At 27.0% G+C, this 25,766-nt stretch carries 41 protein-coding genes and 1 pseudogene; 25 read left to right on the forward strand and 17 right to left on the reverse strand.

Annotated features, from left to right (window positions below):
- Positions 1-32 precede the first annotated feature (32 nt).
- Complete coding sequence (locus EU96_RS09710) at positions 33-218, reverse strand: hypothetical protein (RefSeq protein WP_072014680.1); 186 nt, start codon at positions 216-218, stop codon at positions 33-35.
- A 1,165-nt stretch (positions 219-1,383) separates the two neighbouring features.
- On the opposite strand from EU96_RS09710, the gene petP reads away from it, so the two are divergent.
- The 4 genes from petP to EU96_RS07910 all read left to right on the forward strand — a co-directional run bounded on the left by petP (position 1,384) and on the right by EU96_RS07910 (position 4,423).
- Positions 1,384-1,773 (forward strand): cytochrome b6-f complex subunit PetP, encoded by a 390-nt coding sequence (gene petP, locus EU96_RS07925; protein WP_032525853.1) that lies wholly within the window; start codon positions 1,384-1,386, stop codon positions 1,771-1,773.
- 79 nt (positions 1,774-1,852) lie between these two features.
- Positions 1,853-2,833, forward strand: a complete 981-nt coding sequence (locus EU96_RS07920; RefSeq protein ID WP_032525854.1) for an ABC transporter ATP-binding protein — start codon at positions 1,853-1,855, stop codon at positions 2,831-2,833.
- Between the two features lie 4 nt (positions 2,834-2,837).
- The gene (locus EU96_RS07915) at positions 2,838-3,632 is read left to right on the forward strand and encodes an ABC transporter permease (protein ID WP_032525855.1); all 795 of its coding nucleotides are present in this window, start codon (positions 2,838-2,840) and stop codon (positions 3,630-3,632) included.
- On the forward strand, positions 3,629-4,423 hold the full coding sequence (locus EU96_RS07910; protein WP_032525856.1) for an ABC transporter permease: 795 nt from the start codon (positions 3,629-3,631) through the stop codon (positions 4,421-4,423). Before EU96_RS07915 ends, EU96_RS07910 begins: the two co-directional genes overlap by 4 nt.
- 3 nt (positions 4,424-4,426) lie before the next feature.
- On the opposite strand, the gene EU96_RS07905 is transcribed toward EU96_RS07910, so the two are convergent.
- The 3 genes from EU96_RS07905 to EU96_RS07895 all read right to left on the reverse strand — a co-directional run bounded on the left by EU96_RS07905 (position 4,427) and on the right by EU96_RS07895 (position 6,194).
- Entirely contained in the window at positions 4,427-4,693 is a 267-nt protein-coding gene (locus EU96_RS07905) for a hypothetical protein (protein ID WP_032525857.1), read from the reverse strand.
- Positions 4,693-4,920, reverse strand: a complete 228-nt coding sequence (locus tag EU96_RS07900) for a hypothetical protein (protein WP_032525858.1) — start codon at positions 4,918-4,920, stop codon at positions 4,693-4,695. The genes EU96_RS07905 and EU96_RS07900 overlap by 1 nt, the downstream gene beginning before the upstream one ends.
- Before the next feature lie 458 nt (positions 4,921-5,378).
- Positions 5,379-6,194, reverse strand: coding sequence for a sulfite exporter TauE/SafE family protein (locus tag EU96_RS07895; protein WP_032525859.1), 816 nt, complete (start codon positions 6,192-6,194; stop codon positions 5,379-5,381).
- A gap of 137 nt (positions 6,195-6,331) precedes the next feature.
- On the opposite strand from EU96_RS07895, the gene EU96_RS0108950 reads away from it, so the two are divergent.
- Positions 6,332-6,673: an HNH endonuclease gene (locus EU96_RS0108950; protein WP_032525894.1), complete on the forward strand. Its 342-nt coding sequence runs from the start codon at positions 6,332-6,334 to the stop codon at positions 6,671-6,673.
- 295 nt (positions 6,674-6,968) lie between these two features.
- Here the strand turns inward: EU96_RS0108950 and EU96_RS07885 are convergent, their stop codons facing one another.
- Positions 6,969-7,355 carry a hypothetical protein gene (locus tag EU96_RS07885; protein WP_416406680.1) on the reverse strand — a complete coding sequence of 129 codons (387 nt, stop codon included), beginning with the start codon at positions 7,353-7,355 and terminating at the stop codon, positions 6,969-6,971.
- A 192-nt stretch (positions 7,356-7,547) separates the two neighbouring features.
- On the opposite strand from EU96_RS07885, the gene EU96_RS07880 reads away from it, so the two are divergent.
- The 7 genes from EU96_RS07880 to rpsU all read left to right on the forward strand — a co-directional run bounded on the left by EU96_RS07880 (position 7,548) and on the right by rpsU (position 10,103).
- Positions 7,548-7,754 (forward strand): hypothetical protein, encoded by a 207-nt coding sequence (locus tag EU96_RS07880; protein WP_241434549.1) that lies wholly within the window; start codon positions 7,548-7,550, stop codon positions 7,752-7,754.
- Between the two features lie 23 nt (positions 7,755-7,777).
- Entirely contained in the window at positions 7,778-8,002 is a 225-nt protein-coding gene (locus EU96_RS07875) for a hypothetical protein (RefSeq protein ID WP_032525863.1), read from the forward strand.
- Positions 8,003-8,225: 223 nt separating this feature from the next.
- Complete coding sequence (locus EU96_RS07870; protein ID WP_032525865.1) at positions 8,226-8,729, forward strand: hypothetical protein; 504 nt, start codon at positions 8,226-8,228, stop codon at positions 8,727-8,729.
- Between the two features lie 72 nt (positions 8,730-8,801).
- The gene (locus EU96_RS07865; RefSeq protein WP_032525866.1) at positions 8,802-8,987 is read left to right on the forward strand and encodes a hypothetical protein; all 186 of its coding nucleotides are present in this window, start codon (positions 8,802-8,804) and stop codon (positions 8,985-8,987) included.
- Between the two features lies 1 nt (position 8,988).
- A complete protein-coding gene (locus tag EU96_RS07860) occupies positions 8,989-9,384 on the forward strand; it encodes a phosphoribosyltransferase (protein ID WP_032525867.1) in 396 nt (131 codons plus the stop codon).
- Positions 9,381-9,839, forward strand: coding sequence for a nucleoside 2-deoxyribosyltransferase (locus EU96_RS07855; protein WP_032525868.1), 459 nt, complete (start codon positions 9,381-9,383; stop codon positions 9,837-9,839). Before EU96_RS07860 ends, EU96_RS07855 begins: the two co-directional genes overlap by 4 nt.
- An 87-nt stretch (positions 9,840-9,926) precedes the next feature.
- On the forward strand, positions 9,927-10,103 hold the full coding sequence (gene rpsU, locus EU96_RS07850) for a 30S ribosomal protein S21 (protein WP_002806486.1): 177 nt from the start codon (positions 9,927-9,929) through the stop codon (positions 10,101-10,103).
- Between the two features lie 69 nt (positions 10,104-10,172).
- Here the strand turns inward: rpsU and EU96_RS07845 are convergent, their stop codons facing one another.
- Positions 10,173-10,493: a helix-hairpin-helix domain-containing protein gene (locus EU96_RS07845; protein ID WP_032525869.1), complete on the reverse strand. Its 321-nt coding sequence runs from the start codon at positions 10,491-10,493 to the stop codon at positions 10,173-10,175.
- 274 nt (positions 10,494-10,767) lie between these two features.
- Between EU96_RS07845 and EU96_RS07840 the strand changes: the two genes are divergently transcribed.
- Positions 10,768-11,364 carry a uridine kinase family protein gene (locus EU96_RS07840; RefSeq protein WP_032525870.1) on the forward strand — a complete coding sequence of 199 codons (597 nt, stop codon included), beginning with the start codon at positions 10,768-10,770 and terminating at the stop codon, positions 11,362-11,364.
- Here EU96_RS07840 and EU96_RS07835 read toward each other — a convergent pair.
- Genes EU96_RS07835 through EU96_RS07825 form a run of 3 tightly spaced genes read right to left on the reverse strand, consistent with a single transcriptional unit; the run spans position 11,361 to position 13,610 of the window.
- The gene (locus EU96_RS07835; protein WP_032525871.1) at positions 11,361-12,518 is read right to left on the reverse strand and encodes an NAD(P)-binding protein; all 1,158 of its coding nucleotides are present in this window, start codon (positions 12,516-12,518) and stop codon (positions 11,361-11,363) included. The genes EU96_RS07840 and EU96_RS07835 overlap by 4 nt on opposite strands.
- 34 nt (positions 12,519-12,552) lie before the next feature.
- A complete protein-coding gene (locus tag EU96_RS07830; protein ID WP_032525872.1) occupies positions 12,553-13,344 on the reverse strand; it encodes a hypothetical protein in 792 nt (263 codons plus the stop codon).
- A gap of 32 nt (positions 13,345-13,376) precedes the next feature.
- Positions 13,377-13,610: a hypothetical protein gene (locus EU96_RS07825; protein WP_032525873.1), complete on the reverse strand. Its 234-nt coding sequence runs from the start codon at positions 13,608-13,610 to the stop codon at positions 13,377-13,379.
- A gap of 161 nt (positions 13,611-13,771) precedes the next feature.
- Between EU96_RS07825 and EU96_RS07820 the strand changes: the two genes are divergently transcribed.
- Positions 13,772-14,176 carry a hypothetical protein gene (locus EU96_RS07820; RefSeq protein ID WP_032525874.1) on the forward strand — a complete coding sequence of 135 codons (405 nt, stop codon included), beginning with the start codon at positions 13,772-13,774 and terminating at the stop codon, positions 14,174-14,176.
- A 24-nt stretch (positions 14,177-14,200) separates the two neighbouring features.
- Here the strand turns inward: EU96_RS07820 and EU96_RS07815 are convergent, their stop codons facing one another.
- Complete coding sequence (locus EU96_RS07815) at positions 14,201-14,881, reverse strand: peptidase E (protein WP_032525875.1); 681 nt, start codon at positions 14,879-14,881, stop codon at positions 14,201-14,203.
- Between the two features lie 20 nt (positions 14,882-14,901).
- On the opposite strand from EU96_RS07815, the gene EU96_RS07810 reads away from it, so the two are divergent.
- The 3 genes from EU96_RS07810 to EU96_RS07800 all read left to right on the forward strand — a co-directional run bounded on the left by EU96_RS07810 (position 14,902) and on the right by EU96_RS07800 (position 16,373).
- The gene (locus EU96_RS07810; RefSeq protein ID WP_032525876.1) at positions 14,902-15,366 is read left to right on the forward strand and encodes a GNAT family N-acetyltransferase; all 465 of its coding nucleotides are present in this window, start codon (positions 14,902-14,904) and stop codon (positions 15,364-15,366) included.
- Between the two features lie 445 nt (positions 15,367-15,811).
- The gene (locus EU96_RS10120) at positions 15,812-15,964 is read left to right on the forward strand and encodes a hypothetical protein (protein WP_193741290.1); all 153 of its coding nucleotides are present in this window, start codon (positions 15,812-15,814) and stop codon (positions 15,962-15,964) included.
- Positions 15,965-16,052: 88 nt separating this feature from the next.
- Positions 16,053-16,373 (forward strand): DUF3303 domain-containing protein, encoded by a 321-nt coding sequence (locus EU96_RS07800; protein WP_032525878.1) that lies wholly within the window; start codon positions 16,053-16,055, stop codon positions 16,371-16,373.
- 46 nt (positions 16,374-16,419) lie between these two features.
- Here the strand turns inward: EU96_RS07800 and EU96_RS10125 are convergent, their stop codons facing one another.
- From EU96_RS10125 to EU96_RS10130, 3 genes are all read right to left on the reverse strand, one after another.
- Positions 16,420-16,632: a hypothetical protein gene (locus EU96_RS10125; RefSeq protein ID WP_032525879.1), complete on the reverse strand. Its 213-nt coding sequence runs from the start codon at positions 16,630-16,632 to the stop codon at positions 16,420-16,422.
- A 158-nt stretch (positions 16,633-16,790) separates the two neighbouring features.
- Positions 16,791-17,060, reverse strand: coding sequence for a hypothetical protein (locus tag EU96_RS0108960; protein ID WP_032525880.1), 270 nt, complete (start codon positions 17,058-17,060; stop codon positions 16,791-16,793).
- Between the two features lie 111 nt (positions 17,061-17,171).
- Entirely contained in the window at positions 17,172-17,309 is a 138-nt protein-coding gene (locus EU96_RS10130; RefSeq protein WP_193741291.1) for a hypothetical protein, read from the reverse strand.
- Positions 17,310-17,512: 203 nt separating this feature from the next.
- On the opposite strand from EU96_RS10130, the gene EU96_RS07795 reads away from it, so the two are divergent.
- The 7 genes from EU96_RS07795 (at position 17,513) to EU96_RS07765 (ending at position 22,963) form a co-directional block, all read left to right on the forward strand.
- Positions 17,513-17,893, forward strand: a complete 381-nt coding sequence (locus EU96_RS07795) for a DCC1-like thiol-disulfide oxidoreductase family protein (protein WP_032525881.1) — start codon at positions 17,513-17,515, stop codon at positions 17,891-17,893.
- 107 nt (positions 17,894-18,000) lie between these two features.
- Positions 18,001-18,186: a hypothetical protein gene (locus EU96_RS07790; RefSeq protein WP_011818521.1), complete on the forward strand. Its 186-nt coding sequence runs from the start codon at positions 18,001-18,003 to the stop codon at positions 18,184-18,186.
- Between the two features lie 41 nt (positions 18,187-18,227).
- Entirely contained in the window at positions 18,228-18,530 is a 303-nt protein-coding gene (locus EU96_RS07785) for a hypothetical protein (RefSeq protein ID WP_032525882.1), read from the forward strand.
- Positions 18,531-18,595: 65 nt separating this feature from the next.
- Positions 18,596-19,312, forward strand: coding sequence for an MBL fold metallo-hydrolase (locus EU96_RS07780; protein ID WP_032525883.1), 717 nt, complete (start codon positions 18,596-18,598; stop codon positions 19,310-19,312).
- Positions 19,313-19,464: 152 nt separating this feature from the next.
- On the forward strand, positions 19,465-19,749 hold the full coding sequence (locus EU96_RS07775; protein WP_032525885.1) for a hypothetical protein: 285 nt from the start codon (positions 19,465-19,467) through the stop codon (positions 19,747-19,749).
- A 52-nt stretch (positions 19,750-19,801) separates the two neighbouring features.
- A complete protein-coding gene (gene pepN / locus EU96_RS07770) occupies positions 19,802-22,408 on the forward strand; it encodes an aminopeptidase N (protein ID WP_032525886.1) in 2,607 nt (868 codons plus the stop codon).
- 387 nt (positions 22,409-22,795) lie between these two features.
- The gene (locus EU96_RS07765; RefSeq protein WP_032525888.1) at positions 22,796-22,963 is read left to right on the forward strand and encodes a hypothetical protein; all 168 of its coding nucleotides are present in this window, start codon (positions 22,796-22,798) and stop codon (positions 22,961-22,963) included.
- A 14-nt stretch (positions 22,964-22,977) separates the two neighbouring features.
- Here the strand turns inward: EU96_RS07765 and EU96_RS07760 are convergent, their stop codons facing one another.
- The 3 genes from EU96_RS07760 to EU96_RS07750 all read right to left on the reverse strand — a co-directional run bounded on the left by EU96_RS07760 (position 22,978) and on the right by EU96_RS07750 (position 24,706).
- Positions 22,978-23,178 (reverse strand): hypothetical protein, encoded by a 201-nt coding sequence (locus EU96_RS07760; protein ID WP_032525889.1) that lies wholly within the window; start codon positions 23,176-23,178, stop codon positions 22,978-22,980.
- A gap of 82 nt (positions 23,179-23,260) precedes the next feature.
- Complete coding sequence (purT, locus tag EU96_RS07755; RefSeq protein ID WP_032525890.1) at positions 23,261-24,451, reverse strand: formate-dependent phosphoribosylglycinamide formyltransferase; 1,191 nt, start codon at positions 24,449-24,451, stop codon at positions 23,261-23,263.
- A 12-nt stretch (positions 24,452-24,463) separates the two neighbouring features.
- Complete coding sequence (locus EU96_RS07750; protein ID WP_032525891.1) at positions 24,464-24,706, reverse strand: hypothetical protein; 243 nt, start codon at positions 24,704-24,706, stop codon at positions 24,464-24,466.
- Positions 24,707-24,852: 146 nt separating this feature from the next.
- Here EU96_RS07750 and EU96_RS07745 point away from each other — a divergent pair, with 146 nt between their 5' ends.
- Positions 24,853-25,332, forward strand: a complete 480-nt coding sequence (locus tag EU96_RS07745; protein ID WP_032525892.1) for a glutathione peroxidase — start codon at positions 24,853-24,855, stop codon at positions 25,330-25,332.
- A 166-nt stretch (positions 25,333-25,498) separates the two neighbouring features.
- Here EU96_RS07745 and EU96_RS0108970 read toward each other — a convergent pair.
- Positions 25,499-25,766, reverse strand: a pseudogene (locus tag EU96_RS0108970) (cell surface protein); the annotation flags it as partial.

The following is a 25,766-nucleotide window of genomic DNA, read 5'->3' on the forward strand; positions in this document are numbered from 1 at the left end:
TGGTGATCTTTTTACATTCATAATTAATTACCTCAAAATTTTTGTTGGATTCTGGTTACAGAATTTGGATGGTCATGTATAAAAGAATTAAATTCTCTAGCAAGCATCAGGCAGTCATATGCATCGCGAGCATAGAAACCTATTTGATGTGTACTGTTTGATGAATCTTTGTAACTTAGTAAATATTTTTTACAAGATCTGATTGATGTTGAAGACATTTGAACCCATGGCTGCTACTACTAAGTTCTAACTAGACTAAGTAACCAACCGACTAAAAAAGATGTACGGTTTGAGGTACAGACATATACGGATAAAGGATCAACAATTGGATTTCAATATGGATAAAATGCAATAAAAAGATTACGAAAATCGATAAAAATTATATTTGAATTAATCTTGAGAGTCTTATTTTAGACCTTTGTTGCCATTAGAAATTTCCATGGTTATAAAAATAAAACCGGCTAAAGTCCAATAATCCACCAGGATTTAGTCCGCTTGCCTAACGGGTAATAAGTCCATTCTTAAAGAAGGTCTCTCGACATGACAGTACTACTATGGCAGCAAACAGTAGGGATATAAATGACTTATAAAGACTATCCATTTTCAAATGGACTTAAAGAGGAATATTGGACAAAAGATGGACAATGATACAACTTCAAACTTTTTCATAAATACACCTAGACTTAATTCTTCCAAACGGGAGAATCGCAATTAACATTTACTATATTATTTTTATTTGATGAGACTCTTTTTTGATTCCTTTTTCTCTTCATAACTAATTGAGGTCTGAAAGGTTTAACTTTTTTTTGAATTATATAATTAGTTTCTGCAATTACTGAAGATTTTAGAATAATGAATAATTAAATATCATATATATCAAAGTACAAAAAGGTCTTATTAAAAGCAATTACAGATCCTTTTGCATGGAGAATTTTAAATCAACTCTCACTATTAGACCAATAATGATTAAGAAAATTCCAAAATAAGAATTGAATGATAGCTCCAAAATATTTAATTAAATTTCTATTTAAATTTTAGCTTATAAATCATTTCTATTAAATAGACTAAAAAAAATTGGAATACTAGCTCTTTTGTTATTTATTAAGTAATTTATTTAATAAGTAAGTTATTAAAGTAGAGTTTCATATATGTACTTTAGAAATACATGCAGAATTTACTACAACGTGATCTAGGTTCAAGTTTGCTATCAATAGCTATTATTTTAGGATTGTTGGGACTATTTTCTGTCTTCTTGAGAATATTTACAATTTCTATAAAAAAAATCCTTGAATCAATATTCAAAAAAACTTAATTATTTAAATAATTCAATTATTTAGGACTAGTCACATAATTCTTATATCAATAGGTATAATAACTTAAAAAATGTCAATTTTAGATAAGACTAAAATAGGGAAATCTGTTCAAATAAATTTAGAACAATCAAGAGATAGAATTACTAAAGAAATTATTGAGGCTATCAATGTTTCCTCAGTAGGCAAGATAATTGATTTTAGAATAACTGATGGTCAAGGTATTGGAGTTATCTTACAATTATCAAATGGAAAAGAACAATGGTTTTTTGAAAATGAAATTGATCTCCTAGACGAAAATGGTAATTTAATAAAAGAATTTAACGATGCAAAAGAGAATAATAATTTAATTTTTGATATTCTCAGAAGATTAAAGTATGAAAACAAAAATAATGTTAGCGATTTACTTAATCCAATGAATTTTTTTCTCTGGCTAGTTGTTTCGTTTAAAGATATTTTTTAAATCATTAATAATTCATTTAAGATAAATATAATTTATTAATTAATTTAAATAAAAAATTTAAGAAATTTAAAAAATAGAAATGGTGAAAAATATTATTGAAGTAAGAAATTTATCTAAAACATTTAACATCTCTTCCAAAGAACCAGGTCTAAAAGGAACAATTAAACATTTTTTAAGAAGACAGACAAAAAGTGTAAAAGTTATAAAAGATATAAATTTTGAAATCAAAGAGGGAGAAATAGTAGGTTTTCTAGGTGCTAATGGTGCAGGGAAAACAACAATTTTAAAAATGCTTTGTGGCTTAATTTATCCAAGTGAAGGTTCAATTTTAGTTTCAGGTTACTTACCTTATAGAAGAAAAGAAAATTTTTTAAAGAATATAACCTTAATAATGGGTCAAAAACAACAACTTATTTGGGATCTTCCACCGATTGAATCTTTTTATCTAAATGCATCAATATATGACTTAGATAAGTTCGAAGCAAAAAGAAGAATAAAGAAATTATCAGATATGCTTGAAATTGATGATGAGCTATTTATACCTGTTAGAAAACTATCCCTAGGTCAGCGTATGAAGTCAGAAATACTTGCAGCTTTAATACATGAACCAAATATTCTATTTTTAGACGAGCCTACTCTTGGCTTAGATATTAATGCACAAAGAAATTTAAGAAAATTTCTTCAAAAATATAATAAGCAAACTAATGCAACGATATGCCTAACTAGTCATTATATGAAAGATATTACATCTCTATGCAAGAGGGTTATATGTATTCAAAATGGGTCTATCTCATATGATGGAAAACTAAATCTTTTATTAAAAAAGCTATCTCCTATTAAAGAAATATTAATAGTTTGCCGCTCAGAAGAAGATGCAATTCAATTAGAGAATTCAGGTTTTACTGTTAAAAATAAAGAAAAGAATGAAATCACAATAAAAGTTGAAAATAAATCTATTACTACTTCATTAAAAACTATTCTAAATAATTTCGATATTGAAGACCTCTATATAAATGAACCACCTATAGATGAAATTATTGGAGAAATATTAATAAAATAAGATTATGATATCTAGGTTTAATAATAGTAAACTATTTACCTTATTAAAGGTCCAATATTCAAACATGTTGGAATATAGGGCAGAGATTGCATTATGGGCTATTTCAGGGATTATTCCTTTTTTCATGTTAAATATATGGACGAACAATAACCTTAATGAATCCATAAACATTAGTAATGTTATGCTTTCTAGGTATTTCTTGTGTGCTTTTTTTGTAAGACAGTTTTCTGTAGTGTGGGTTGTATTTAGCTTTGAAGAAGATTCTCTTTTGGGAAAAGTATCTCCTTATTTAATCCAACCCCTAAATCCATTTTTCAGGTATTTTGCACAACATCTTGCTGAACAAATAACGAGATTTCCTTTCGCAATAATAATCGCATTTTTCTTTTTTATTTTCAATCCAGATAGTATATGGATTCCAAAACTGGGTATTTTATTCTTATCGATAATATCGACTTTTTTATCTTTCTTAATTCAATTTTTAATTCAGTCAATAGTTGCATGTCTATGTTTCTGGACAGAAAAAGCATCCTCAATCGAAAGATTGATATTTATACCAACTTTATTTCTCTCAGGTCTTTTAGCTCCAGTGGTTTCTTTTCCTGAATATGTTAGATCTTGGATTTATTTAACTCCTTTTCCATATCTAATAGATTTCCCTGCAAACTTACTTTCAGGTAATGCAACAAATATTACTGGAGGCTTTAGTATGCAAGTCCTATGGATTCTATTACTTTTCCCAGCATTTAAAAAAATGTGGTCTGCAGGAACGAAAAAATATACTGCTATGGGATCATGAATCTAAGAAAATATTTAAAAGTTTATTTAAAATTTTTACATACTTCCTTAGCTTCTGAACTGGAGTATAAAGCAAATATATTAATTGATTTAATCACTGCAATTCTCAGTTTAATAGGGAGTATTTTTTTATTATCTATTTTCTATCAAAACAACGGGAGTATTGGAGACTGGAAATTTGAAGAGGCACTAATAATTCAAGGTATTTATACAATATTGAATGGAATAACTAATACATGGTTTAATCCTAATCTTACAGAAATAGTTAAACACGTAAGAGAAGGAACCTTAGATTTTGTACTTTTAAAACCAATCGATAGTCAATTTTTTATCTCATTAAAAAAAATAAACCCATCAGGCTTTTTAGAAATAATACTTGGATTTTTCTTATTATTCTTCTGCATAAGAATCAATCAAATAAATTTAAATCTAGGTTTTCTAAGTTTATCTTTCATTACGATAATCTGCTCAATTTGTATTTTATATAGCTTATGGTTTTTTATTTCTACAACAACTATTTGGTTTGTTAAGACATGGAATGCCACTGAAGTATTAAGATCTTTCCTTTATATTGGCAGATTTCCTTTAAGTTCATTCTCATTTTCTTTAAGAGTATTTTTTAGTGTTGTTATTCCTATTGCATTTATAACTACAATTCCTTCTGAAATTTTCCTAGGCCTTTCTCAATTATGGAAAATACTTCTTGAAGTTTTTGTTGCTATGGTATTTTTAGTGACTTCCAGAAAGTTCTGGTTATTTGCATTAAAATTCTATTCATCAGCTTCTAGCTAAATATTACTTAACAACCTCCTTACAAAATTCCCAAATACGTTGTTTACTTTTAAGCTCAGAAAGCTTAGATAAATTCTGAAAATAAGTTGTAGATTTTTGAAAAGATAAAAGCCTACAGTTGTATTCAATTTGATAATGTCTAGAAATGATTCCTAATTTGATTGCAGCATCACAAAGGATAATTATTAGCGCAAGGATAAAAGCTAAACCAAAAAAATATGAAAATGTCTTTGAATACCTCTCGTTTTCAGTTTTTAATTCAAACTTCATTATTTAACTATGTGCTGAGGACACTTAATTGCAGCAATAGCGACAGCTGTAACTTTAAAATTTTCCGACTTCTCAATAATATTTTTAACCTCTAATGGTCCAAATTTATTACTTGCATCACTATATGAAAGAAGTAAAGATTTATAATTATCATGACCTAAATTTCTATATTCACAGAAATTATCTCCAACATAGTTCAAAAGAGTTAATAATGTTAATTCAATCATCAAATTATTCAACTAACAAAGTTCATATGAATAATACAATGCATAAACTTTTTTACAAGCTTATTTACTTAAAACACTTGAAATCCTAAAAATATATTTTTTCATGAAATTTATACCACAAAAATCCTTTCAGAATAGAAAGCCTCAAATATTTAAAATTATAAAAGCACTATCTGTAGTGTGTACTAGTCATCCAATTTGCACCACAGATAGGGGGTTGCTTTTTCTGAGAAATTGGTTTAAAAATAAGGTTCCCCATCACCCGGCCCCACAATTGTGAGGCCTTTTTTTTTTACTTTTTAAAAAGTAAGGTTTCAACTAAAAGTATTTTTTAATACAACAAGTTTTAAAATAAAACTTAAAGTTAATGAAAAATTCAAAATGGATTTTTCCCTCTTAACTGTTACTGCTCTATTTGGTCTTTTTTTGACCACAACTATGTTAGTTTTCACAATTAATTAAAATAAAAAACTCTTTATGGATTTTATTAATAAGCTAATACCAACTAACAGACAAACTGTTGTAAAACTCTTCTTAATTAAAATATTTCCTTTTAATTTTGATAAATGAGCCCCGAAATATCCACCTGTAAAAGAACCTATTATTAATATTATTAATATATGTGATGGAACTGATCCTATTTTACTCAAAAAAATTGCTCCAGTAAAATTCCAGAAAATTCCAACAGTAAGGAATGTCAAGCTTATAGCTCGAATAAAATCCATTCCAAAAGTTTTTATTAGAAGTATTGTTACAAGCAATCCAGTACCTGAAGAAATAGAACCATTCAAAATACCTATCAAGAAAATATAAATTAAAAATCTAATTTTATGAAATAAATTAAGTTTATTATTCCCAGATGATAATCCCAAATCGGATTTAGCGAATGAGTAAAAAGCTAATAATATTGAAATTATTCCTAAAAATAAGTATAAATATTGTTCTGATATATATACAACTATAGAAGCCCCAAAAATAACTCCAGGCAATCCGAAAATTAAAATTTGCCAAGCAATACCTATATCATTTCTTAGAGATTTGTAGTTTCTTAAAGAACCGCCTATTCCTAATGCTACTGTAGCTAATTTATGACTCGCCAAAGCCTGATAATAAGGCACACCAAATAAAATCAATGCAGGCAATTGTAATAATCCTGCTCCACCTCCAGAAATTGCTGAAAACGTATTAGATAAAAAGGAGATGAAAAAGATAGAAATACTTTTATATAAAGAATCATTAACGCTTAATCCTAATGTTGTTAATAAATAAAGCATTAAATTTAAATTTTATTTTTTTAATAATTAAAAATTTTTATTTTAGAAAAAACGAACCAATTACAAATTCTTATCTTCTCTATTCCAATCATAGTTCAAAAAAAACTGTTATTATCAAAAAAATAATCAAGAATATTATGCATAGACAGGATGCAATTTACCTTGATCAGCTATGTCCCAAGATAAGTAATAAAAGTTGGAGAGAGTCACTTCATAAACTTACCAAATATAAATGCATTTATTGTGGTAACCCATCAGAATCACTTGATCACCTTCATCCAATGTCAAAAGGAGGCGCAAGCAAAACAAGTAATTGCGTACCATGTTGTTTGTCATGCAATGGGAAGAAATCAGATTTGGAAGTTCTTAGTTGGTATAGGAAACAAAAGTTCTATGATCCTAGAAGAGCTATGGCGATACGAGCATGGTTTAATGATGATTTAAAACTAGCGTCAGTTATTTTGAACTACTTAAATTAAAAAAAGAAGTAATGAATTGTTTAAGATTTCTTAAAAAATTTTGTATTAGGCTTAAATATAACTTCCTATTTTGGTAAATAATGAATTTTATTTAAATTGTTCTTTTTTCTTGGGAATTTATTTTATAGCTCCTTAAAATCTCAGTGTTTAAATAATCATCTTTCCACAATATTGGTGAATCTATAATCTTTCTCTCAGGAGATTTTACTGAAAAAATTAATCCAAAAACAAAAAGTATAGTAATTAAGATGATAGTCAATACTAATTTGTCAGAAATATTATTCATTAACTCATATTATTTAGAAAAATTTTTTTCAGGAGTCGTTTTTTCATAAATTTCTAGAAAATAAGATTTAAAATAATCAACTCCCTCCTTGCCAATCAATCCAAATGACCATCCACAATCATTTACTACTTTCAATGAAATTTGTTTTGCCAAATCATCTTTCTCAATCCATTTTTTTTGTGGATTGAAAGAAAAAGATATAATATTTTCTGTTTTTACAATAGCTGACTTCATTGCTTCATCTTTAGAAAAACCATTTTGAATAGCCTGGCAATATTTTATCGAGAAATTATTAGAAATCCTATTTTGGAGTAAACTAACACTAGGGTCAGATTTATCAAATGCCAAACCTAATGGAGGATTAAATAGATAAATTACAAAAAAAAATAAACTCAAAAAGAACTTTAACAAAAGCTATTAATCAATATTAATAAGTAATATATTAGTTTTTTATGGTTATTTTTTCAATTAAATCTTGTAATTTCAAAGAAAAATTAAATTTCAATTTATTAATAATTACAAGTATTGCAATAAGTTCAGTAATAATAGTCAGAAGTTTATATGACTACTTATATGTACGATTCATTGATGACATTGTTATTTTTCCCTGATTGGACAAACGGATTACCTTCAGATTTTTTAATCCTTCATTTTTTTGTTGGAGCTGTAATTTTTCCATTCAACATGATTCATGCTAAAGCAAGAAAAATTGACAGTCAAAATCCGCAAGAAGCAGCTAATGGGTATAAGAATTCAGGCACTACTTCATTTTTTGGCTACGAAGAAATAAATTAGATCTCAATAAAATCAATTAATTGATGCTGATTTATCTTAATACAGCCTTAGATCTTAAAATTTTCAGTCCTAGAGAACCCATAGGAATATTGATCCTTTTTTTAGGATTAATATTTACTGGTATTAGTTTTTATACTATTTATACTGTTAGCACTAATAAAGAGTCACTAGAAGATAAAAAGATAAGAACAAACAAAGAAACTTTACGACAAGAGAAAATAGGAAAATTATTTCCTAAGAAAAAATAAATTTAATTGTTTTATTACTACTCAGGAACCTATTAATATTATTGATTATCAAATCAGTAGGATCTAAAAACATTAATTTTAGTTCTTTCAAGTCAAACATTATTTTCAAATCTTTATTATATCAACTAAAAATTTACTACGAGAAATTAATATTATGATTTATAGAGAAAAATGTTTTCTTACCAATCAAAAAATGTTAAAAATGAGGAAATGATTATCAATTTTGGAGAATTCACCTCAATATCTATTTCTTGCTAGTGGAGTAAAGAATGGAGAAGGGTTTTGGATTGTAGGAGTCAAAAATTGTGATGAAAGTATTCTTGAGGATAAAAACCTTTTAGATTGCCATAGGAAAGAATTAATAGGAAATGAATCAGCAAAGGATATTCTTTTCGCTATTAATTTAAATATAAATAATTTATTCAATGAACTAAGAAATAAAAATTATTTAATTGAAAGACCTTCAATGGGAATATCCTTTGATATCCCACTAGATATTTTGGAAAGTATTTTTGATTTTTGGTTAGATATTTATAAAAATCAAAAAGCTTGGGAAACTTGTTTAGGTCTTCTTAAAGTTAGAAAAAGAATTTCCTTAACTAACCTAATTGAAAGCGAAAGCTTAAAGGGTAACTCTAGAAAATGGGCTATAAAAGTTGAAACTTTACATACTTATGTACCTAGTGCACTTAGGATTGAAAAGCTAAATGACCCTATGTGGAAATAATACTATCTTTTTAGTAAATTTATTTACTTCTTAGGATATTTAAGTAAAAATAAAATTAATCAATAATAAAAAATGAATAATTCATATTCTTTTAGTAACGATCAAATGAATGGAATTGTCGAGGATACTTACGCCAAAATAATAAAAGAATGTGAAAATTTAAAAAAAAATACTAATTGCCCAAATGAGCAGGTTGTAGCACTTTTAAGTGTAATCGCATCAAATTTCGCAACTACGACTGAAAAAGGCGTAAATTAATATGACAACTTATTTTACTTGGAGTGATTTTGATAAGAGCGTATTACACATAGCTAATAAATGTAAGTCTCTAGAGTTTTCAGGAATATATGGGGTTCCTCGTGGAGGTTTATGTCTTGCTGTAGCACTAAGCCATCAATTAAAAGTAAATTTGATTTCAAAACCAAGAAAAAATTCACTAATAATAGATGACGTTTATGAAACTGGCATTACATTAAACACCTTCAAAGATATTGAGGGAGCAATGTTTTTTGTCTTATTTAGTAAAATTAAACCTACATGGTGGAATACTGTATTTACAACTAAAAAAAGCGAATGGATAGTTTTTCCCTGGGAAAACACTTTAAATTCACAAAGTGATCGCTACGAATACATCAATAAAAGAGGTTTAAGTTGAAAAAGAAATTATACTTAGCAAGTCCATATGGATTTTCAAAACAAACAAAAAAACTCTTATATGAATTTATTAATATCTTCATTGATTTAAATATAGAAGTTTATGAACCCTTTGAAAGGACAAAACACATTATACAAAAAGAAGGTAAATGGGCATATGAGCTAGCAAGAAGTAATTTCCAAGATTTAAAAAAATGTGATTGCATTTTCGCGATTGTGAATGGAACACCTCCAGATGAAGGCGTAATGATTGAATTGGGTATTGCAATTGCTCTAAAAAAGGAAATCTTTTTATTCAGGGATGATTTTAGAAATTGTTCTGATAGCAATCAATACCCATTAAATCTCATGTTATTTCTTGGACTGCCAAAAGATAATTGGAAAAAATATTATTTTGAATCCTTGCAAGATATAAAAAGTAATAAAAAAGGATTTGTAAAGTGGGCAAAAGAATAATCTAAATTAACCAAAAATCCTCGAGTTAAAGTTTTAAATTAAAAATAACTCTGATAAGATGTTAGAATGTAGTTTATTTAGAGAATCTTGACACAAGTTACAGTTGGAGAGAATGAGGGAATTGAATCTGCCCTTAGAAGATTTAAAAGACAAGTATCTAAATCTGGAATCTTTGCAGATTTAAAAAGACTTAGGCATCATGAAACCCCTATTGAAAAATACAAAAGAAAGTTACAACAAAGAAGAAAAGCAAGAAGAAGATAAGTTGAACTAAACTTTATTAAGTAATACTTACTTTTTATTGAGAATTATATAGCAGGTTAAAAAAAATAATTATTTGAGCTTTTTAAGCTTTTTAACAAGATTTATACCAACACCTGATACAGCAAGAAGATCTTTTTCGTCAGCGGCAATAACTGCCTTTGTTGTTTTAAATCCGGCTTCATACAAAGCCTTAGCACTTTTAGCTCCAACACCCGGAAGTGTAGTTAAGGTTTCAATATTTTTCTTTGAATTAACAGCTTTTGTTTTCGTTTTTGTTTTTAATAATTTTGCAGACTTAGTTGCTTTTTTTTCTTTCTTTAAAGGAGTTTCAGGGGATACTGCACTTTTAAATAGAATTGATTTTAGTTTACTTAGAAATTTAGAAATCATTGCAATATATAAGTAATAAAAAATAAATATTCAATTTAAATATAGTACCAAATTCCAAGAGGAATTAATAATAAAACTATAAATAATTGAATGAAATTAATTTATTTATATTTATATAAAGACACATATTTATTATTAATGCAAGCTTAGAAACCATTGCAAAATATTTTAAATTACTATAAAAAATTTGAGAAAATAAAAAATGTACTTTCCAAAATTAAAACTATTTACTAATAGTAAAACTATAGTCTTATTAGAGAGCAGAGCATAAAAAATGAAGCTTATATTTATAAGTGGTCCTTCTGGGAGTGGTAAAACCACCTTATCAAATCAAATAATAGGAAAAATCAAAAATGGCATTGTTTTAAGTACAGACAATTACTATAAAACAGGACTAATGAGTAAAATATGCTCTAAATTTGTAGAAGGTTATTTCGATAGAAATATAAGTTTTAATTACAAACTATTTAAAAAAGATTTTAATTTTGTTCTTAAAAATAGAATTTCAATCTATGCGCGTTCTTATAATTTCAAGAAGAAAACAATAAAAAAATTTTTAAAGGAGTCAAATAATATTAATTTTTTAATTGTTGAAGGTATTTTTGCTAAAGAATTCTCTAGAACTTTAAATAATAAAAATTATTTTTTTTTAGAGTTAAAAATTAATAAAAATGATTGTATGAAAAGAGTTGTCAATAGAGATTTAAAAGAAAGGGGAAAGGCCAAAAAACAAGCTGAAAATGATTTTATAAAATCTTGGGATATTTATTATGAAAAATTCAATAATAAAATCATAAAAAGCAATAAAAATGAATTTATTATTACTAAAAAAACTAATCTTGATAACGTACTTAAAAAGTTATTTGATTAAGACTTAAATTTTTTCACTAATATTAAAGCACTTAAAATTGATCCTTCAATCCTACCAAATCCTTCTCCTTCAAACCAATCTCCGCAAAATCCAATTCTATATTTTCTACTATATTGTAGAAATAATGGAACGGCGCATCCATAAGGTTGTGAAGCTCTCCATTGCATAATAGATATTTTCTCTTTACAAGTTAATTGATTTACCGAAGAATTACCCTCAAACAGTTCATTGAAATTTGTAAATATTTTATGTTTAAAAAAATCATGATCTTTTGCATTTATATAAGAATTAATAAAATCTATATTTTTTGAATGTAAAACAATTCCTAATTTATTGTTTTCTTGTTTCTGAAAAATAACTCTTTCAAATTTATATTTATTCTCTAGATTTTTTTTTAAATAAAAATACCTATATTTTTTAGAATAAGAATCTTTATAACTATAATTTTCATTTGTATAAATTAAAAAAGTTAACCTAGGAATAAATGATTGTTTATATAAAAGATTTAAAAGCAAATCAATTTTTTTATCTTCATTTTTAGGAATAGCTTTTCTTAATGGAATCTCATTTATGTTTAATATTTTCAATGACCTTTCATGTAATAACAAATTAGTTGAACAAATAAGATATTTAGATTTAAATTCATCTCCAGTTTTAGATGTTAATGTCCATTCATTATTCTTAAACTTCAAGTCAATTATTAAAGTTTCAAAATAAAAATCGATTTTACCCCTTAAATTATTAGACTCAATTATATTTTTGGATAATTGACTCATAGAAAATAAAGAAAGGTAATTAACGCCACAAGAAAATTCAGATTTATTTATAGTTTCTAAATTAGATTTATCATCTAGATAAACTAAGTCTGAATTGTCAATTTTAATAAATTTATTTTCCAATAATTCATCAATATAATTTTTTAATAAAAGGTTATTTTTACTGTTACATATATTTAAATTTGGAGAACCATGATTTAGTTTCCATCCTTCAAATCTTTTGCTTATTCTTGTACTTGATCTACCTCCAAAACCCCTACCATTCTCAATTAATGCAACTTTTTTTGTAATGTTTTTTTGTAGATACTTTGAAGCAAAAACACATGAAGATATTCCTCCACCTATTATCAATAAGTCGTATATAAAATCACTTTTCATAATTGTGAAATTGATAGAAATTATCTTTCATTTACTAAAAAAAATCATAAACAGAATCAAGTTTCTCAGTAGAAGAAAAGTCAGTTTCAATAACAGGAGTAATATTATTATTTTTATAAAAACAAACTAAATCTCTTGTGAAATCATAAAAATCCTCCAATGATGATAAATACATTTCTGATATATGAACCCCTTTCCAAGGACGAAATTTAAATCTTGCTATAAATTGTTTTGAAGGAATTAATAAACTTCCAAATAAATTTAATTTTTCATAATTTGCTACCTTCTTAATATAAGCAACTTCATTCTGAAGGACTTTAATATCTGTGCCATATTGAAGCCAAACTGAATTTATTAATCCTGAAGAAATTTTTCTTTCGAACCTTTCTCTTTCTGAAGAAACCTTATAATATTTTTTCAAGTATGGATTATGAGCTATACCTAATTTAACTTTTAAAATTTTATCTTTTTTTATATTATTCAAAACATTAATTGCATCAAAGTTTTTTTTCTTATTAGATCCTGACACAAGAAGAACTTCATAATTTTTATTTGAGTAAGACTTTTTTAAAAATCTTAAAAAATCTTGATATGATTTTTCTTTGTTTTTAGAATATTGATGATAAAGACTATAGTGATAAGTCACATTAAATTCGTGGTAGTTTTTAGATATATAGTTAATAGTTAAATTAAACAAATCCTTTTTTATAGGGTCCTTACAAGGAATATTTATATTTTTTATTTTATTAAATTTGCAGAAATTAAGTTTATTTTCTAACTGTGATATATTTTTAAATGACAATTCAAACCTTAAATTATTAATCATCAATTATTAGATACATCTTTTACTTATACATTTTAACGAAAACATGCATCTGCTACGATTCTTAGTTTTGAAGGCATATTTTTATTCTTACTCTTAATCAAATAGCTTGGAGAAACCTCCAGTACTGCTTTTATAGAAATTTTATCTTCTGATGATTTTGCAATGATATTATTGAAACATTTCCAGTTCTTTGAAATTACTATTCCAGGCCAGGAGAAATAAAGACCTGCAAAAATCCCAGAAAATAGAATCAAAAAAGATCTCATATTTAAAACATTTAATATGATTAAATAATATAAATAAAAACCAAAGTTACAAGTTTATAAGTAAAAGTTAATTAATTTCATGTTTTTTCCAAAACTCATATGACCATAAAACATATTGATGAACTCTAGAGGTTAGAATAACAAAAAGTATTTCAAAAGATATGGCAAGCCAAGATTATCTAATCGCGATAGCATTAATAGAGCAAAACCTTGTTAGAGCAATGCCTCTTGGAGGGAAAGAAATTAAAGATAGTTTAGAGGAACCAGAAAATTTCAAGAAACTTGGAGAGGAAGTTATTTTAAATCTTCTACTTAGAGTTTTCCAAAGAAGTGATGAAGGTGCATTAAAAAGGGCTTGTGAAGATAATGGATTGCTCCTGGTTCATATGCATCCTAAAAGGATGCAAAAAGAACTACCATTTATTAAATCTGAATGGATAAGGGACGGAGATACTAGACAATTCTTAAAATACCTTGGCAATCTATCCAAAGAAGTATGGACTGCTTCATTTGTGAAGTACAAAGGAATTGAATTTAATTCGATCTCAAAAAATGAAGAGATCTAATAATTCTCTATGTATATTTTCTGTTTAAAGGATTTCTTTTTTTAATTTATTATTCTCCTTTGAGACTCTAAAACAATTCTTACCATTACCAAAATCTATTGAGGAATATTCAAAATCATTTTTGATATGCAAAGCACAATTGCCTTCAATGCAAATACAAGAATTAATAATTTCTCTCCTTATGATTTTATTAACATAAGGTTCCCTTTCTTTCTCTTCATCAAAATGCGGACATGCTACATCATTAACTATTCCTAGGCAGTCTAATAAAGTCAATTCTTTTGCAAAAGAATCAGTTATACCCTTGTCAAACCAACAAATAGCTCCAGCACTTACACCACTCATTACAATTCCTTTTTCATAGGCATTTTGCAAAATGTTATGTAAATTCCATTCTTTCCAAACTGCCAACATACTTTTAGTATTCCCTCCGCCAACATAAATTATGTCTTGAGTTAAAACCTTCTCCTCTAAGTTCTCTGTTCTTGAGAAAAAATCAATATGACTTGTAATGCAATCAAGTTTAGAAAATGCTCTATAAAAATTTAATTTATACAAGCTACTATCTCCAGATGCAGTTGGAATGAAGCAAATCTTTGGCCTCTTTTTATTAATTAAAGAAATTATGTATTTCTCAATTTCAAGAGAACCTAAAGATCTCCCAAAACCACCTCCCCCAATTGCGACTATATTTTTACTATTCATATTAAATATATGGTTTGTTTATGAATTTAAGACAAATTACCATTAAAGATCAACTTGAATTAAAAAAGGTTTATTTTGATTCAATTCAATCATTAGATGAAAAGATATATAGTAAAGAACAAAAAAGGGCTTGGTCAAGCCAAGCTTGGAATAACCAAAATTTCAATCAATCAATAACTCAAGGAAAAGGATGGCTTTTAAGTGAACAAAGAATAATTATTGCTTTTGCTACAAGATACCCCAATAACAGAATCGCGTTATTTTACTGTAAAGGTGAATTCCAGAGAAAAGGTTGTGGCTCTAAATTACTTAATAAATTAGAAGATGATGCTAAGAAAGAAGGTTTAGATTCTCTCTCAACTGAAGCTAGCTTGATAAGTTATAAATTATTTCTTAGAAATGAATGGGAAATTATTCGTAAAGAAAAAGTTATTATAAATAATATTTTTTTTGAAAGATATAAAATGGCAAAGATTATAAAATAAATAATGTTAAAAAAAAGCAAAGAGATAATACTAATTCAAAGAACTCTAGTTTGGGCTTTATACTTTTTTTCAGGATTTATACTTTATTCAAAAAAAGGTAGTTTATATTCTTTTTTGATTACTTTTTCAAGAATTGTTTATCCATTATCTATTTTTTGGTTGCAAATAAGAATTAAAAACAGCACTAATTTTCTGCCTATAGATTCCAAAATGCAAACTTCGCAGTTATGGTTTAGTTTATTACCCGTTATTGCATCCCTATTAACAGTAATTTTTTCTATAACCAATTTACTATTTTATAGTCTAGAGAAATTAATAAACTTTTAAATTTAATAAACTAATATTTATCTAATTGCATTATTAATTTGTCTTATATAAACATAATGTAAAGATATTTGCCTTTTACTTAAAATTGTTTAAATTTTAAATAGTAATCAATAGAATCATGAAAAATATTTCATTAAAGGGAAATATTAATTTTGATAATAATGAAAAAGAAATAAAAGATTATGAATTATTCTCTTTAAAAATCACAGATAGCCTATATAAAAAAGATATTGGTAAATTTCTAGAGACGCTCTCTTCACACTTTATTTAGGAAAAAGTATTTCTGATCTTCAAATTAAGACAGACTTATAAATAAATAAGTTTCTGAAGGATAATAATAAAAAATCAATAAAACTCTAATGCAATTATTTCTTGCTGACTGCCAATTCCCAGATATTGAAAATCAAGTTAAGGCTTATCAATTATTTGTCGAAGCCTGGGAAAACGGTGAAATGGCAAAATCAGATAAAACAGACAAATTTGAGATGTTATTTAGAGTACATGCACCCGGAGAAGGGAGAGTAGTTTGTTTATGTAAGGCTCATAGCGATAAAGAAATTTTTGAGCATTTTGCACCATGGAGAGCCAAATTCGGTATTCATATGGAATTTACACCTGTAATAAGTTGTCAAAATGTTGTTGATTACCATAAAGATTTGTTCAAAACCTTAGGGAAATAAGCTTAAATCTAAACTTTATCGTGAATAAACCTTTTTCCAATCTTATTTATAAAAAAAAAGATAGAAACTTATCTTCTTCAAAAAGTAGACCTAAGCAAGAAGAAAACATTAAATCTAAACCATTAATAATATTTGGTTTTATTCTCTCATTGACTTCTATCTTTTTACTTTTATTTACCATTAATAATAAATTTGGTTGATTTGAGTAATTATCACTAATAGTTAAAAATAAAAATGATTTAATATAAGTTAAATTCACTAATCATATGGCATTTAACGAAGGAGGGATGGTATCAGGCCTTCTCATTATTGCAGTATCAATAATATTTGCGGCAGGTTTTGGTTTTTTAGTATTGCATTTTGTTCCAGGGACTCCATTTTAAGAAGCCAAGTTTGATTAAACATCACTAAATATACTTAAACACTAATAGTTTCTAAATCCTGCATTTGATTATTATCAGGATTATATTTCTTCCTTAAGCTAAAAGCATAAACTAAAGATCCTAAAGCCAAAGTACTGGATGCAATTATTCCTGATATGAGTAGTAAAGCAAACAGGGCTCCTATTAACCCCCCTTTAAACCTCAGCAAGTTTGATTTTATTAGAAGAATTGATAAAAAAACAATAGTTGCTTTTAGAGAAGAGATTTTCAAAAAAACAAATGGATAAAAAGGGTTTAACAACATTCCTATAGCCCAATACAACTAAAAATTCATTATAAAAATAAATTATAAAAACCGCATAAAAAAAGACTCTAAAGAGTCTTTTAATTTAAATCAATAAAAGATTTATTGAATTTATGAATCTTGATCAAACTTGCTTAGGTTAGGGCCTGCAACTAAACCAACTAGAGCAAAAAGCACTAAAGAAAGGATCCCAACAGCAGCGGCATAAGGATTGAAACCACCCAAAGAGAAGGAAGCTAATAAATTCATGATTTTAAAAACAAATATCTTGGAGTTAAGCATACAGAATATTTGAGGCAAATATACCTATATTGAGACATTTCTTTGTAATTATGAAAATATTTAGCAAAAACCTTTAATACCAACACACAAAATTTCTATTTTTTATTTTATTATTAAAGAATAAACCCTATTGTTAGGCATATTTATAGACATTTAAAAATTTTTTTCTAATGACTTCAAGCAATACCTTTATTTATGACGGAAAATGTCCCTTTTGTAATCACTTTGCAGAGCTCCTAGAAATCAAAAGCAAGATAACTAACATTAAAATTCTTGATGGTCGTAAAAATATAACTTTAATTAAATCTCTATTAGAAAAAGGGTATGACTTAGATAAAGGTGCGATTCTCATTAAAGATGAACACATCTTTCATGGAGCAGAGGCAATAAATACTATCTGTAAACAGATAAATAATCCCTCAAGTAGTCTACTTTTATTACTTTCAAGAGTATTCAAATCAAATAAACGAACAAAATTATTTTTTCCATTACTTGTTAGAGCAAGAAGGTTAGCATTGATATCAAAAGGTATATCAACGTCTCTAGTTTAAAAAATAAATAATTTCTAAAGAAATTAATAACATATTTATAAGCTTCTGTATCAAAAAATGATAATTCATTATTTATTAGCTAGAAATAAGTGTAATACTAAATATTAATGATAGAAAATTTTAATCCCTTTATTTCATTAGGCGGTGATAACCAGAAAGTTAATCATATGGCTGAGGCAGCACTTGAAATGAATTTAACATGCAATGATTTAAAGAAGGATTTAAATTTAACTGATGGAGATGTCGTTGATATGCTGCAACTAGTTATGGATAGGTTTAAAAATAGTAATTAAGTTAAATAGTTGTAAATAAATCTTTATTTAACAAATTTTTAATGAAAACAATACAAATCGAGTTTTCAAAATATCAATCAGTTAATTTTTTATGGTCTGAATTAATAGAAGATTACGGATTTGATAAAGCTAGAAAAATAGTTTCTCAAGCTATTGACTTACAAAAAATGAATGGCAGGAAAAATAATACCATGCCAATTATATTTTCAGGGACAGGAGGATTAGCTCTCATACCCACACAAATGCTTGAAAAAGAGGATTTAAAAATTAGTTACAAAGTCAATCAAGTTTTAATATTTAATATAAAAAGAAAGTCATTTCAAATCCTAAATGAAGCAAGCTAATCTAAGTTAGTACCTTCCCGATAAAACCAAAATTACTTTATAGTCTAATAAACAATTTAGTTATAATGACTTTTGAAGCAACCTACCTGGGATCAAATGGTTGGTTTATAAAATTTAAAAAAACAAAATTAATTATTGATCCTTGGCTCAAAGGAGATTTAATATTTCCCCCGGGAGAGTGGTTTTTTAAAGGATCATTAGAACAAGAACTTTCAATAGATAAAGGCATAGATATCATTTTATTAACCCAAGGATTACCTGACCACTGTCACATACCAACATTAGAGATGTTTAGGAAGGATATACCCATAATTTGTCCTAAAAGTGCTGGTGGAATATTAGAAAAAATTGGTTTTAGTGCTATTAAAATTCTAAAGCCAACTGAAAAAACTCATCAATTTAATTTAAGTATTGAAGCGACTGCTGGGGCTCCAGTCCCACAAATAGAAAACGGATATATAGTAAGAGACGATGAAGATAATAGCTTTTATATAGAACCCCATGGATATCTTGATAAAAATTTAGTTAAACAAAATATTGACGCAGTAATAACTCCTACAAAAAATTTAAAATTACCCTTAGTAGGTTCATTTGTAAAAGGTGCTGATGTAATTCCTAAATTGATTAAGAAATTTAATCCTAAATATATACTTTCAAGTACGGTTGGTGGGGATGCAAAATATTCAGGTTTCTTAAATAACTTTATTTCAGTTCAGGATTATAAAGAAGAATTAAATTGTAATCTTATAGATTTAGAGACTATGCAATCTATTATGATTTAAATCAATTTGAAGAATTCCTCAAATTTCTCATTTAGATTCAAAGTAAATTCAATTTATAAAGGAGTCTAGAAATTCATTCATTTATTTTTACCTCAATACTTTTACTAGTTCTAAATACTAGTTATTTATGTGGCAATACAAAGCTTGATCTTGTGATTAGAAATAATATTAATGGTGACTTTTCAATAATAAAAAAGATATCTGAATTAAAGCCAGGAGCATTTATAAATATTAATTGGAATAAAAAAAAGCTTATGCTTCCATACTCTCTAAGGAAAGATTACATTTCATTTACAGACAAAAAATGGGAATGGAGTTACCAATTAAATAAAGATGGTTACCCTGATATTAATAATCCTTCCCTATACGAACTACTTCCTTCTGGGGAGATAAAAGCACATTTTTGTCAATCAGAAGATAAAAGTTCAAAATTATAATTTCATAATAAGTATCTCTTAGATCATTCAATATCTAAATTCTGTATTAAAGATGAAAAACCTTAAAAATCAAAAAAATATTTCAAGATACATAAAACTTGAAGACTATAAAGTATTTGATTATGAAATACCTGAAACTTTTTTGGACTTCGTAATTAAGAAAAATGCAGTTAATGTTACAACGAAACTTAAATTGGTAAAAAGAAATAAGAATACCAGAAATCTTATTCTTGATGGTAAGGATATATTAATTAAAAAAATATACATAGATGACTCTCTTTTAGAAGAGGAATACTACAGACAGCAAAAAAATAACTTAAAAATTAAAAATATAAATAAAGATACTTTTTCATTAAAAATAGAAGGAATAATTAAACCAAAGAAAAATTCATCCCTTTTAGGAATGTATGAGAGCAATGGGATTATAACTACACAATGCGAGGCAGAAGGATTTAGAAGGATAAGTTACCACTCTGACAGGCCTGACATTCTAAGCAAATATACTGTGAGAATTGAGGCGGATAAGAATGATTATCCTGTATTACTTTCAAATGGGAACCTCGCAAAAGAAAATAATCTTCCCAATAATCGACATGAAATAATTTGGGAAGACCCATATCCTAAACCCTCATATCTATTTGCATTGGTGGCAGGGAAACTTAATTGTGTAAAAGACTATTTCATAACAAAATCTAATAAAAAAGTGACAATAAATATTTATGTTGAGGATGGAGATGAAAAATATGTTCAACATGCAATAAGTTCTTTAAAGAAATCAATGAGATGGGACGAAGATAAATATAACCTTGAATACGATTTATCATTATTCAATATAGTTGCAGTAAGGCACTTTAATATGGGCGCCATGGAAAATAAAAGTCTCAATATTTTTAATTCAAAACTAATACTCGCTGATTCTGAAACTACAACTGATGCAGAATTGGAAAGAATAGAAGGAGTGATCGCTCATGAATACTTCCATAATTGGACGGGAAATAGAGTGACATGTAGGGATTGGTTTCAATTATCTCTAAAAGAGGGTTTAACAGTTTTTAGAGATCAACAATTCACCGCAGACCTTCATAATAAAGAAATAAAGAGACTTGAGGATGCAAAATTTCTTAGAAGAAATCAATTCAGGGAGGATTCTGGTCCAACATCACATCCTGTGATGCCAGAAAAATATCAAGAAATAGATAATTTCTATACAACCACAATATACGAAAAAGGTTCAGAAATAATTCGGATGCTTAGAAATCTTGTAAAAGACAAAAATTTTTATAAAGGATTTAGTAATTACATCTCAACTTATGATGGTAAGGCAGCAACAATAGACCAATTTGTCGATAAAATATTAGAAAACAATAAGGAAATCGACTCTAAAGAATTTAAAGTCTGGTATAAGCAAAATGGAACACCAAAAGTTAAATTCAAAAGAATCTGGGATCAAACAAACAAAAAACTTACAATTCAAGCCTCTCAAAGTAATGCCATAAAAAAGAACCCATATAATGATTTACCTCTAATAATTCCTATAAATTTAGCTATATTTTGCGGAGAAAATGAAAAAATAAATAAAACAGTCGTCCTCAAAGCAAAAAAGCAAGAGTTTATCATAAACAATGTAAGATCTAGCTTACAAACACCCTTAGTTACTTATTTCCGCGAATTTTCATCACCAGTTGAGTGGGAATCAGATACAAATTTGGATGAAAAATTTTTAATCCTAAAATATGAAACCGATTACTTTACTCTTTCTAATACTGTAAAAGTATTTTATAAAAATATTATTTCAAGCAGATTAGATGAAAAACCAGATTTTAAAGTTGAGAATGAATTAATAAGCACCTTAATATCATTTATAAAAAATAGAGATATTAATTTATCTCTTTTATCAGAATTACTAAGTATTCCGACTTTTGCTGAAACTGAATCAGAGATGGAAAATATAGATCCTTTGAAAATATATAAAACTATTGACGAATTAAATTATTTATTCGGTACTCGATTAAAAAAAGAATTATATTTTAAGCTACAAGAAATAGAAAAAAATCTAGATAAAGTTTGGCCTGAAGGAACACAAGAAAGGAAGCTAATAGAAACTATTTGGAAACTACTTTTGCACAGTAATGATGAGGAAATAAAAAGCAAAATAATTAATTATGTCGATGGTAATTCGATGACGCTAGCAAAATCTGCATTGAATTCTTTTAGTAGGATTGATTGTCCTGAGAGAAAAATAATATCAAATATATTCTTCAATAAATGGAAAAATAATAGTTTAGTTTTGGATAGTTGGTTCGCATTCAATGCATCTATAGAAATTAATGAAAAAACAAGCAGTATTGAAAGATTATTTGAAAATAAGTTTTTTGATTCAAAATCACCAAACACATTAAGAGCCATATTAAATACTTTCGTAACAAGAAATAGTATTTTTCATGCAATGGATGGATCTGGTTATAAATATATTGCAAAAAAGATAACTGACTTTGATAAATTAAATCCAATCGTAATTTCCCGTTTTGTGAAGGTATTTAGTAGATACAATTATTATTCAGAACCATACAAAAGTAATATGATTGAAACAATTAAAAAGATCAAAAGAAATAAACTTTCAACAAATACTAAAGAAGTATTAGATGCGATAATGGAGTAGATGTCTATATATTTAATTAAATATAATAATAGAAATTGTAATTATAAGTAATAAAATAAATACAACATATTTATTAATAAAAATATCATTAAATACATTATTCTTATCTTTATTCCACTTTTTATTGACGTATTCCTTAGTTATAAATTTATTAGGCCTGCCACAATATAAACATGTTGGAGAATTTATTAAAATTAAATTTTTACATTGGGGGCACTTTTTTTTTTCCATAATTTAATTCTACTGAACTAAATTGAAATCAGAAACAAAAAAATAAGTAATTTAATTCTTATTTTTTTTGAATAATTAAATATCATTGCAAAAAATAAAATTGATTTAAACTATTTTATAAAATTCAATATAATTAAAGATTAGTTTTTAATTTAAATGTTTGCTATTGCACTTGGGTTGTCTCCTCTTGAAAAAATCACTGTTGCAATAACTGCTTCGATTTTTATAATCTCTTTTACATGGATCTCAATTAAGGGAGATTTAAATAAAATTGCTAAGGAACTAATTGAATATAATGATAATGATAATAATCAGGATAATTAAAAATACTTTTTAACCTACTTTTTATACAAACATGGATAATCAATAATATGCCTAATTTCCTTGAGAGAAGAACCGTATATTTTTTCACCATTTAAGTGAACACCCATCCATTTTTCTTTTTGATTAGAAAAAAAACTTTTACTAGTACCCTTTAGTAAATCATCTTTATTATCCCAATTTAAAGTTATATCCCAACCCTTATAATTTTCCATCATTTAGAAAGAGCGAACATACGCTAATGATAGTCTGAGAAAGAGAGAACAAAAACGAAGGAAATAAGTATTTTTTTCGTTATATTTACTTTATATTTATTTGTTTAGATCTGACTTTTATTTTACTAGCAGCTTCATCAGCATTTTGTCTGGCTAAATTAATATCTTTATTTGTTGAGAGAACAACTCCCATCCTTCTCCCTTTTCTAGAAACTAGTTTGCCAAATATAAGCACTTTAGTCTTTTCAAACTCTAATGCTTTATTAAGGCCTTCATAAATTGGATTAAGATATTCTTGATCTGAAAGTATAACTCTTGTTGCTGAAGGTTCTATTAGATGTATAGGAGGTATTGGCAAATTTAAAAATGCCCTTAAGTGTAATTCAAATTCATTAATATTTTGACTAACTAATGTAACCATACCAGTATCATGAGGTCTTGGAGATAATTCAGAAAAAATAACCTCATTTCCCATAACAAAAAACTCTACTCCGTATAAACCGGATCCATTTAGATTATTTAATATTTTAGTCGTTATTTTTTTAGCTTCACTAATTAAGGATTCATTAATGTGTAAAGGTTGCCAGCTGCATTGATAATCCCCATTTAATTGAAGATGTCCGATTGGTAAACAGAAAATATTTTCTCCGCTTTCTTTTCTTACAGTTAAAAGAGTAAACTCAAAATCAAAATTAATAAATTCTTCAATAATTACACCTTTAACTTTACCTCTAGAATTTGCTTCTGCCTGACTCCAGGCATGATGCAAATCATTTTTTGATTCAACCAAATTTTGTCCCTTACCTGAAGAGCTCATTAAAGGCTTAAGTAAAAGTGGGAATCCAATTTCATCTGCTTTTTTTTCTAAATCATCAAATCTATAAATATAATCAAACTTTGCAGTTTTTATTTTTAAATCTCTAGAAGCTAAGTCTCTAATTTTATCTCTATTCATTGTTATTTCTACAGTCCTGGCATTTGGGACAATTTTGAAACCTTCATCCTCTAATTCTTTTAAGGCTTCAATTGAAAGTGACTCTATTTCCGGGACAATAAAGTCAGGATTAAATTCTTTTATAGTATTTTTTAAAATATTTTTATCCCCCATATCAATTACAGTTGAATAATCAGCAACTTGCATTGCCGGTGCTTTTGCATATCGATCAATAGCAATAACTTCTAATCCTAATCTTTTGGATTCTATTACTAATTCCTTACCAAGCTCGCCACTACCAAGTAATAAAATTCTTTTGTTAGAAAAAATTGAATCTTTCATATTTATAAAAAATTACTCATCATCAGCAGTAAATTTGCTAGATGAATCATCTCTATTATTTTTATCCTCAGAAAAACCAAATAAAGATTTTCTACTAAACCAATTTTGACTTCGCATACTATTAGTTATTGATGTTGAAATTGCTCCTAAAAAAAAGACTCCAATTATTGCCCAAATAATTCTTTCTAAAGCAATTGCAGGTGAAAAACCTTGACCGGAATTTATAATTTCAGTAAGTGGGTCTAAAGGGTCCAAATTAAAATGATTAATAATATTAATTATAAAGGGTTAAAGAAATTAAAAATTAAAACATACAAAAGAAATAACCCAATAAAATTGGATATTTTAAACACAAAAAACGCTATACAATGTTATCTTCAAAGGGTTATTTTTTTTAAGACATGCAAGTTGACGTTCAAAACACTAGTGTTCTTTCAGCAGATGGCTCATCTATAAAACTTGGTGAATACTCAGGGGAAGTAATTTTAGTAGTTAATGTAGCTAGTTATTGTGGGAATACTGCTCAGTATGAGGATCTTCAAAAGCTACATGATTTATATTCAAGCAAAGGCCTAAGAATACTTGCATTCCCCTGTAATGATTTTGGTAAACAAGAACCCGATACCCTTTCAGAAATAAAAGATTTTTGTACAACTAAATATGGAGTTAAGTTTGAAATCTATGAAAAAGTACATGCAAAAGGCAATACCACAGAGCCATACACAACGCTTAACAAAGTTGAACCAGAGGGAGAGGTTGAATGGAATTTCGAGAAGTTTTTAATAGGAAAAGATAGTAAAGTAATTGCAAGATTCAAACCAGGTGTTAAACCTTTTGATGAAAACTTAATAGCAGCTATAGAAGTAGCTTTAGATTCATAAAACCCCCTTGTAATTCATTATAAAATTATTAAAATACCCACTATATTAAATTAGCTAATTAATCAGAATATTAGAAAAGTTCGTTCCATTTTTGAGTGTGAACTTTTCTAATATTTTTTTATTTAACTTATTATTTATAATCCGATTAGCTTCTATTGTATTTAATCTATTCTTTAACTTCACTTTTTTTGGGTTCCTCTGATTTTACCTCTGCCTCTATTGTTTCCTTTTTAACTTCACTTTTTTTGGGTTCCTCTGATTTTACCTCTGCCTCTATTGTTTCCTTTTTAACTTCACTTTTTTTGGGTTCCTCTGATTTTACCTCTGCCTCTATTGTTTCCTTTTTAACTTCACTTTTTTTGGGTTCCTCTGATTTTACCTCTGCCTCTATTGTTTCCTTTTTAACTTCACTTTTTTTGGGTTCCTCTGATTTT

Origin of the sequence: Prochlorococcus marinus str. MIT 9302 (assembly GCF_000759975.1) — a bacterium.
Classification (GTDB): Bacteria; Cyanobacteriota; Cyanobacteriia; order PCC-6307; family Cyanobiaceae; genus Prochlorococcus_A; species Prochlorococcus_A marinus_M.

Excerpts from the sequence above, each read along its gene's own strand:
- EU96_RS09710 (WP_072014680.1), bottom strand. The coding sequence starts at position 218 with ATGTCTTCAACATCAATCAGATCTTGTAAAAAATATTTACTAAGTTAC.
- petP (WP_032525853.1), top strand. The coding sequence starts at position 1,384 with ATGTCAATTTTAGATAAGACTAAAATAGGGAAATCTGTTCAAATAAAT.
- EU96_RS07920 (WP_032525854.1), top strand. The coding sequence starts at position 1,853 with ATGGTGAAAAATATTATTGAAGTAAGAAATTTATCTAAAACATTTAAC.
- EU96_RS07915 (WP_032525855.1), top strand. The coding sequence starts at position 2,838 with ATGATATCTAGGTTTAATAATAGTAAACTATTTACCTTATTAAAGGTC.
- EU96_RS07910 (WP_032525856.1), top strand. The coding sequence starts at position 3,629 with ATGAATCTAAGAAAATATTTAAAAGTTTATTTAAAATTTTTACATACT.
- EU96_RS07905 (WP_032525857.1), bottom strand. The coding sequence starts at position 4,693 with ATGAAGTTTGAATTAAAAACTGAAAACGAGAGGTATTCAAAGACATTT.
- EU96_RS07900 (WP_032525858.1), bottom strand. The coding sequence starts at position 4,920 with ATGATTGAATTAACATTATTAACTCTTTTGAACTATGTTGGAGATAAT.
- EU96_RS07895 (WP_032525859.1), bottom strand. The coding sequence starts at position 6,194 with ATGCTTTATTTATTAACAACATTAGGATTAAGCGTTAATGATTCTTTA.
- EU96_RS0108950 (WP_032525894.1), top strand. The coding sequence starts at position 6,332 with ATGCATAGACAGGATGCAATTTACCTTGATCAGCTATGTCCCAAGATA.
- EU96_RS07880 (WP_241434549.1), top strand. The coding sequence starts at position 7,548 with ATGACATTGTTATTTTTCCCTGATTGGACAAACGGATTACCTTCAGAT.
- EU96_RS07875 (WP_032525863.1), top strand. The coding sequence starts at position 7,778 with ATGCTGATTTATCTTAATACAGCCTTAGATCTTAAAATTTTCAGTCCT.
- EU96_RS07865 (WP_032525866.1), top strand. The coding sequence starts at position 8,802 with ATGAATAATTCATATTCTTTTAGTAACGATCAAATGAATGGAATTGTC.
- EU96_RS07860 (WP_032525867.1), top strand. The coding sequence starts at position 8,989 with ATGACAACTTATTTTACTTGGAGTGATTTTGATAAGAGCGTATTACAC.
- EU96_RS07845 (WP_032525869.1), bottom strand. The coding sequence starts at position 10,493 with ATGATTTCTAAATTTCTAAGTAAACTAAAATCAATTCTATTTAAAAGT.
- EU96_RS07840 (WP_032525870.1), top strand. The coding sequence starts at position 10,768 with ATGAAGCTTATATTTATAAGTGGTCCTTCTGGGAGTGGTAAAACCACC.
- EU96_RS07835 (WP_032525871.1), bottom strand. The coding sequence starts at position 12,518 with ATGAAAAGTGATTTTATATACGACTTATTGATAATAGGTGGAGGAATA.
- EU96_RS07830 (WP_032525872.1), bottom strand. The coding sequence starts at position 13,344 with ATGATTAATAATTTAAGGTTTGAATTGTCATTTAAAAATATATCACAG.
- EU96_RS07825 (WP_032525873.1), bottom strand. The coding sequence starts at position 13,610 with ATGAGATCTTTTTTGATTCTATTTTCTGGGATTTTTGCAGGTCTTTAT.
- EU96_RS07820 (WP_032525874.1), top strand. The coding sequence starts at position 13,772 with ATGGCAAGCCAAGATTATCTAATCGCGATAGCATTAATAGAGCAAAAC.
- EU96_RS07815 (WP_032525875.1), bottom strand. The coding sequence starts at position 14,881 with ATGAATAGTAAAAATATAGTCGCAATTGGGGGAGGTGGTTTTGGGAGA.
- EU96_RS07810 (WP_032525876.1), top strand. The coding sequence starts at position 14,902 with ATGAATTTAAGACAAATTACCATTAAAGATCAACTTGAATTAAAAAAG.
- EU96_RS10120 (WP_193741290.1), top strand. The coding sequence starts at position 15,812 with ATGAAAAATATTTCATTAAAGGGAAATATTAATTTTGATAATAATGAA.
- EU96_RS07800 (WP_032525878.1), top strand. The coding sequence starts at position 16,053 with ATGCAATTATTTCTTGCTGACTGCCAATTCCCAGATATTGAAAATCAA.
- EU96_RS0108960 (WP_032525880.1), bottom strand. The coding sequence starts at position 17,060 with ATGTTGTTAAACCCTTTTTATCCATTTGTTTTTTTGAAAATCTCTTCT.
- EU96_RS10130 (WP_193741291.1), bottom strand. The coding sequence starts at position 17,309 with ATGAATTTATTAGCTTCCTTCTCTTTGGGTGGTTTCAATCCTTATGCC.
- EU96_RS07795 (WP_032525881.1), top strand. The coding sequence starts at position 17,513 with ATGACTTCAAGCAATACCTTTATTTATGACGGAAAATGTCCCTTTTGT.
- EU96_RS07790 (WP_011818521.1), top strand. The coding sequence starts at position 18,001 with ATGATAGAAAATTTTAATCCCTTTATTTCATTAGGCGGTGATAACCAG.
- EU96_RS07785 (WP_032525882.1), top strand. The coding sequence starts at position 18,228 with ATGAAAACAATACAAATCGAGTTTTCAAAATATCAATCAGTTAATTTT.
- EU96_RS07780 (WP_032525883.1), top strand. The coding sequence starts at position 18,596 with ATGACTTTTGAAGCAACCTACCTGGGATCAAATGGTTGGTTTATAAAA.
- pepN (WP_032525886.1), top strand. The coding sequence starts at position 19,802 with ATGAAAAACCTTAAAAATCAAAAAAATATTTCAAGATACATAAAACTT.
- EU96_RS07765 (WP_032525888.1), top strand. The coding sequence starts at position 22,796 with ATGTTTGCTATTGCACTTGGGTTGTCTCCTCTTGAAAAAATCACTGTT.
- EU96_RS07760 (WP_032525889.1), bottom strand. The coding sequence starts at position 23,178 with ATGATGGAAAATTATAAGGGTTGGGATATAACTTTAAATTGGGATAAT.
- purT (WP_032525890.1), bottom strand. The coding sequence starts at position 24,451 with ATGAAAGATTCAATTTTTTCTAACAAAAGAATTTTATTACTTGGTAGT.
- EU96_RS07745 (WP_032525892.1), top strand. The coding sequence starts at position 24,853 with ATGCAAGTTGACGTTCAAAACACTAGTGTTCTTTCAGCAGATGGCTCA.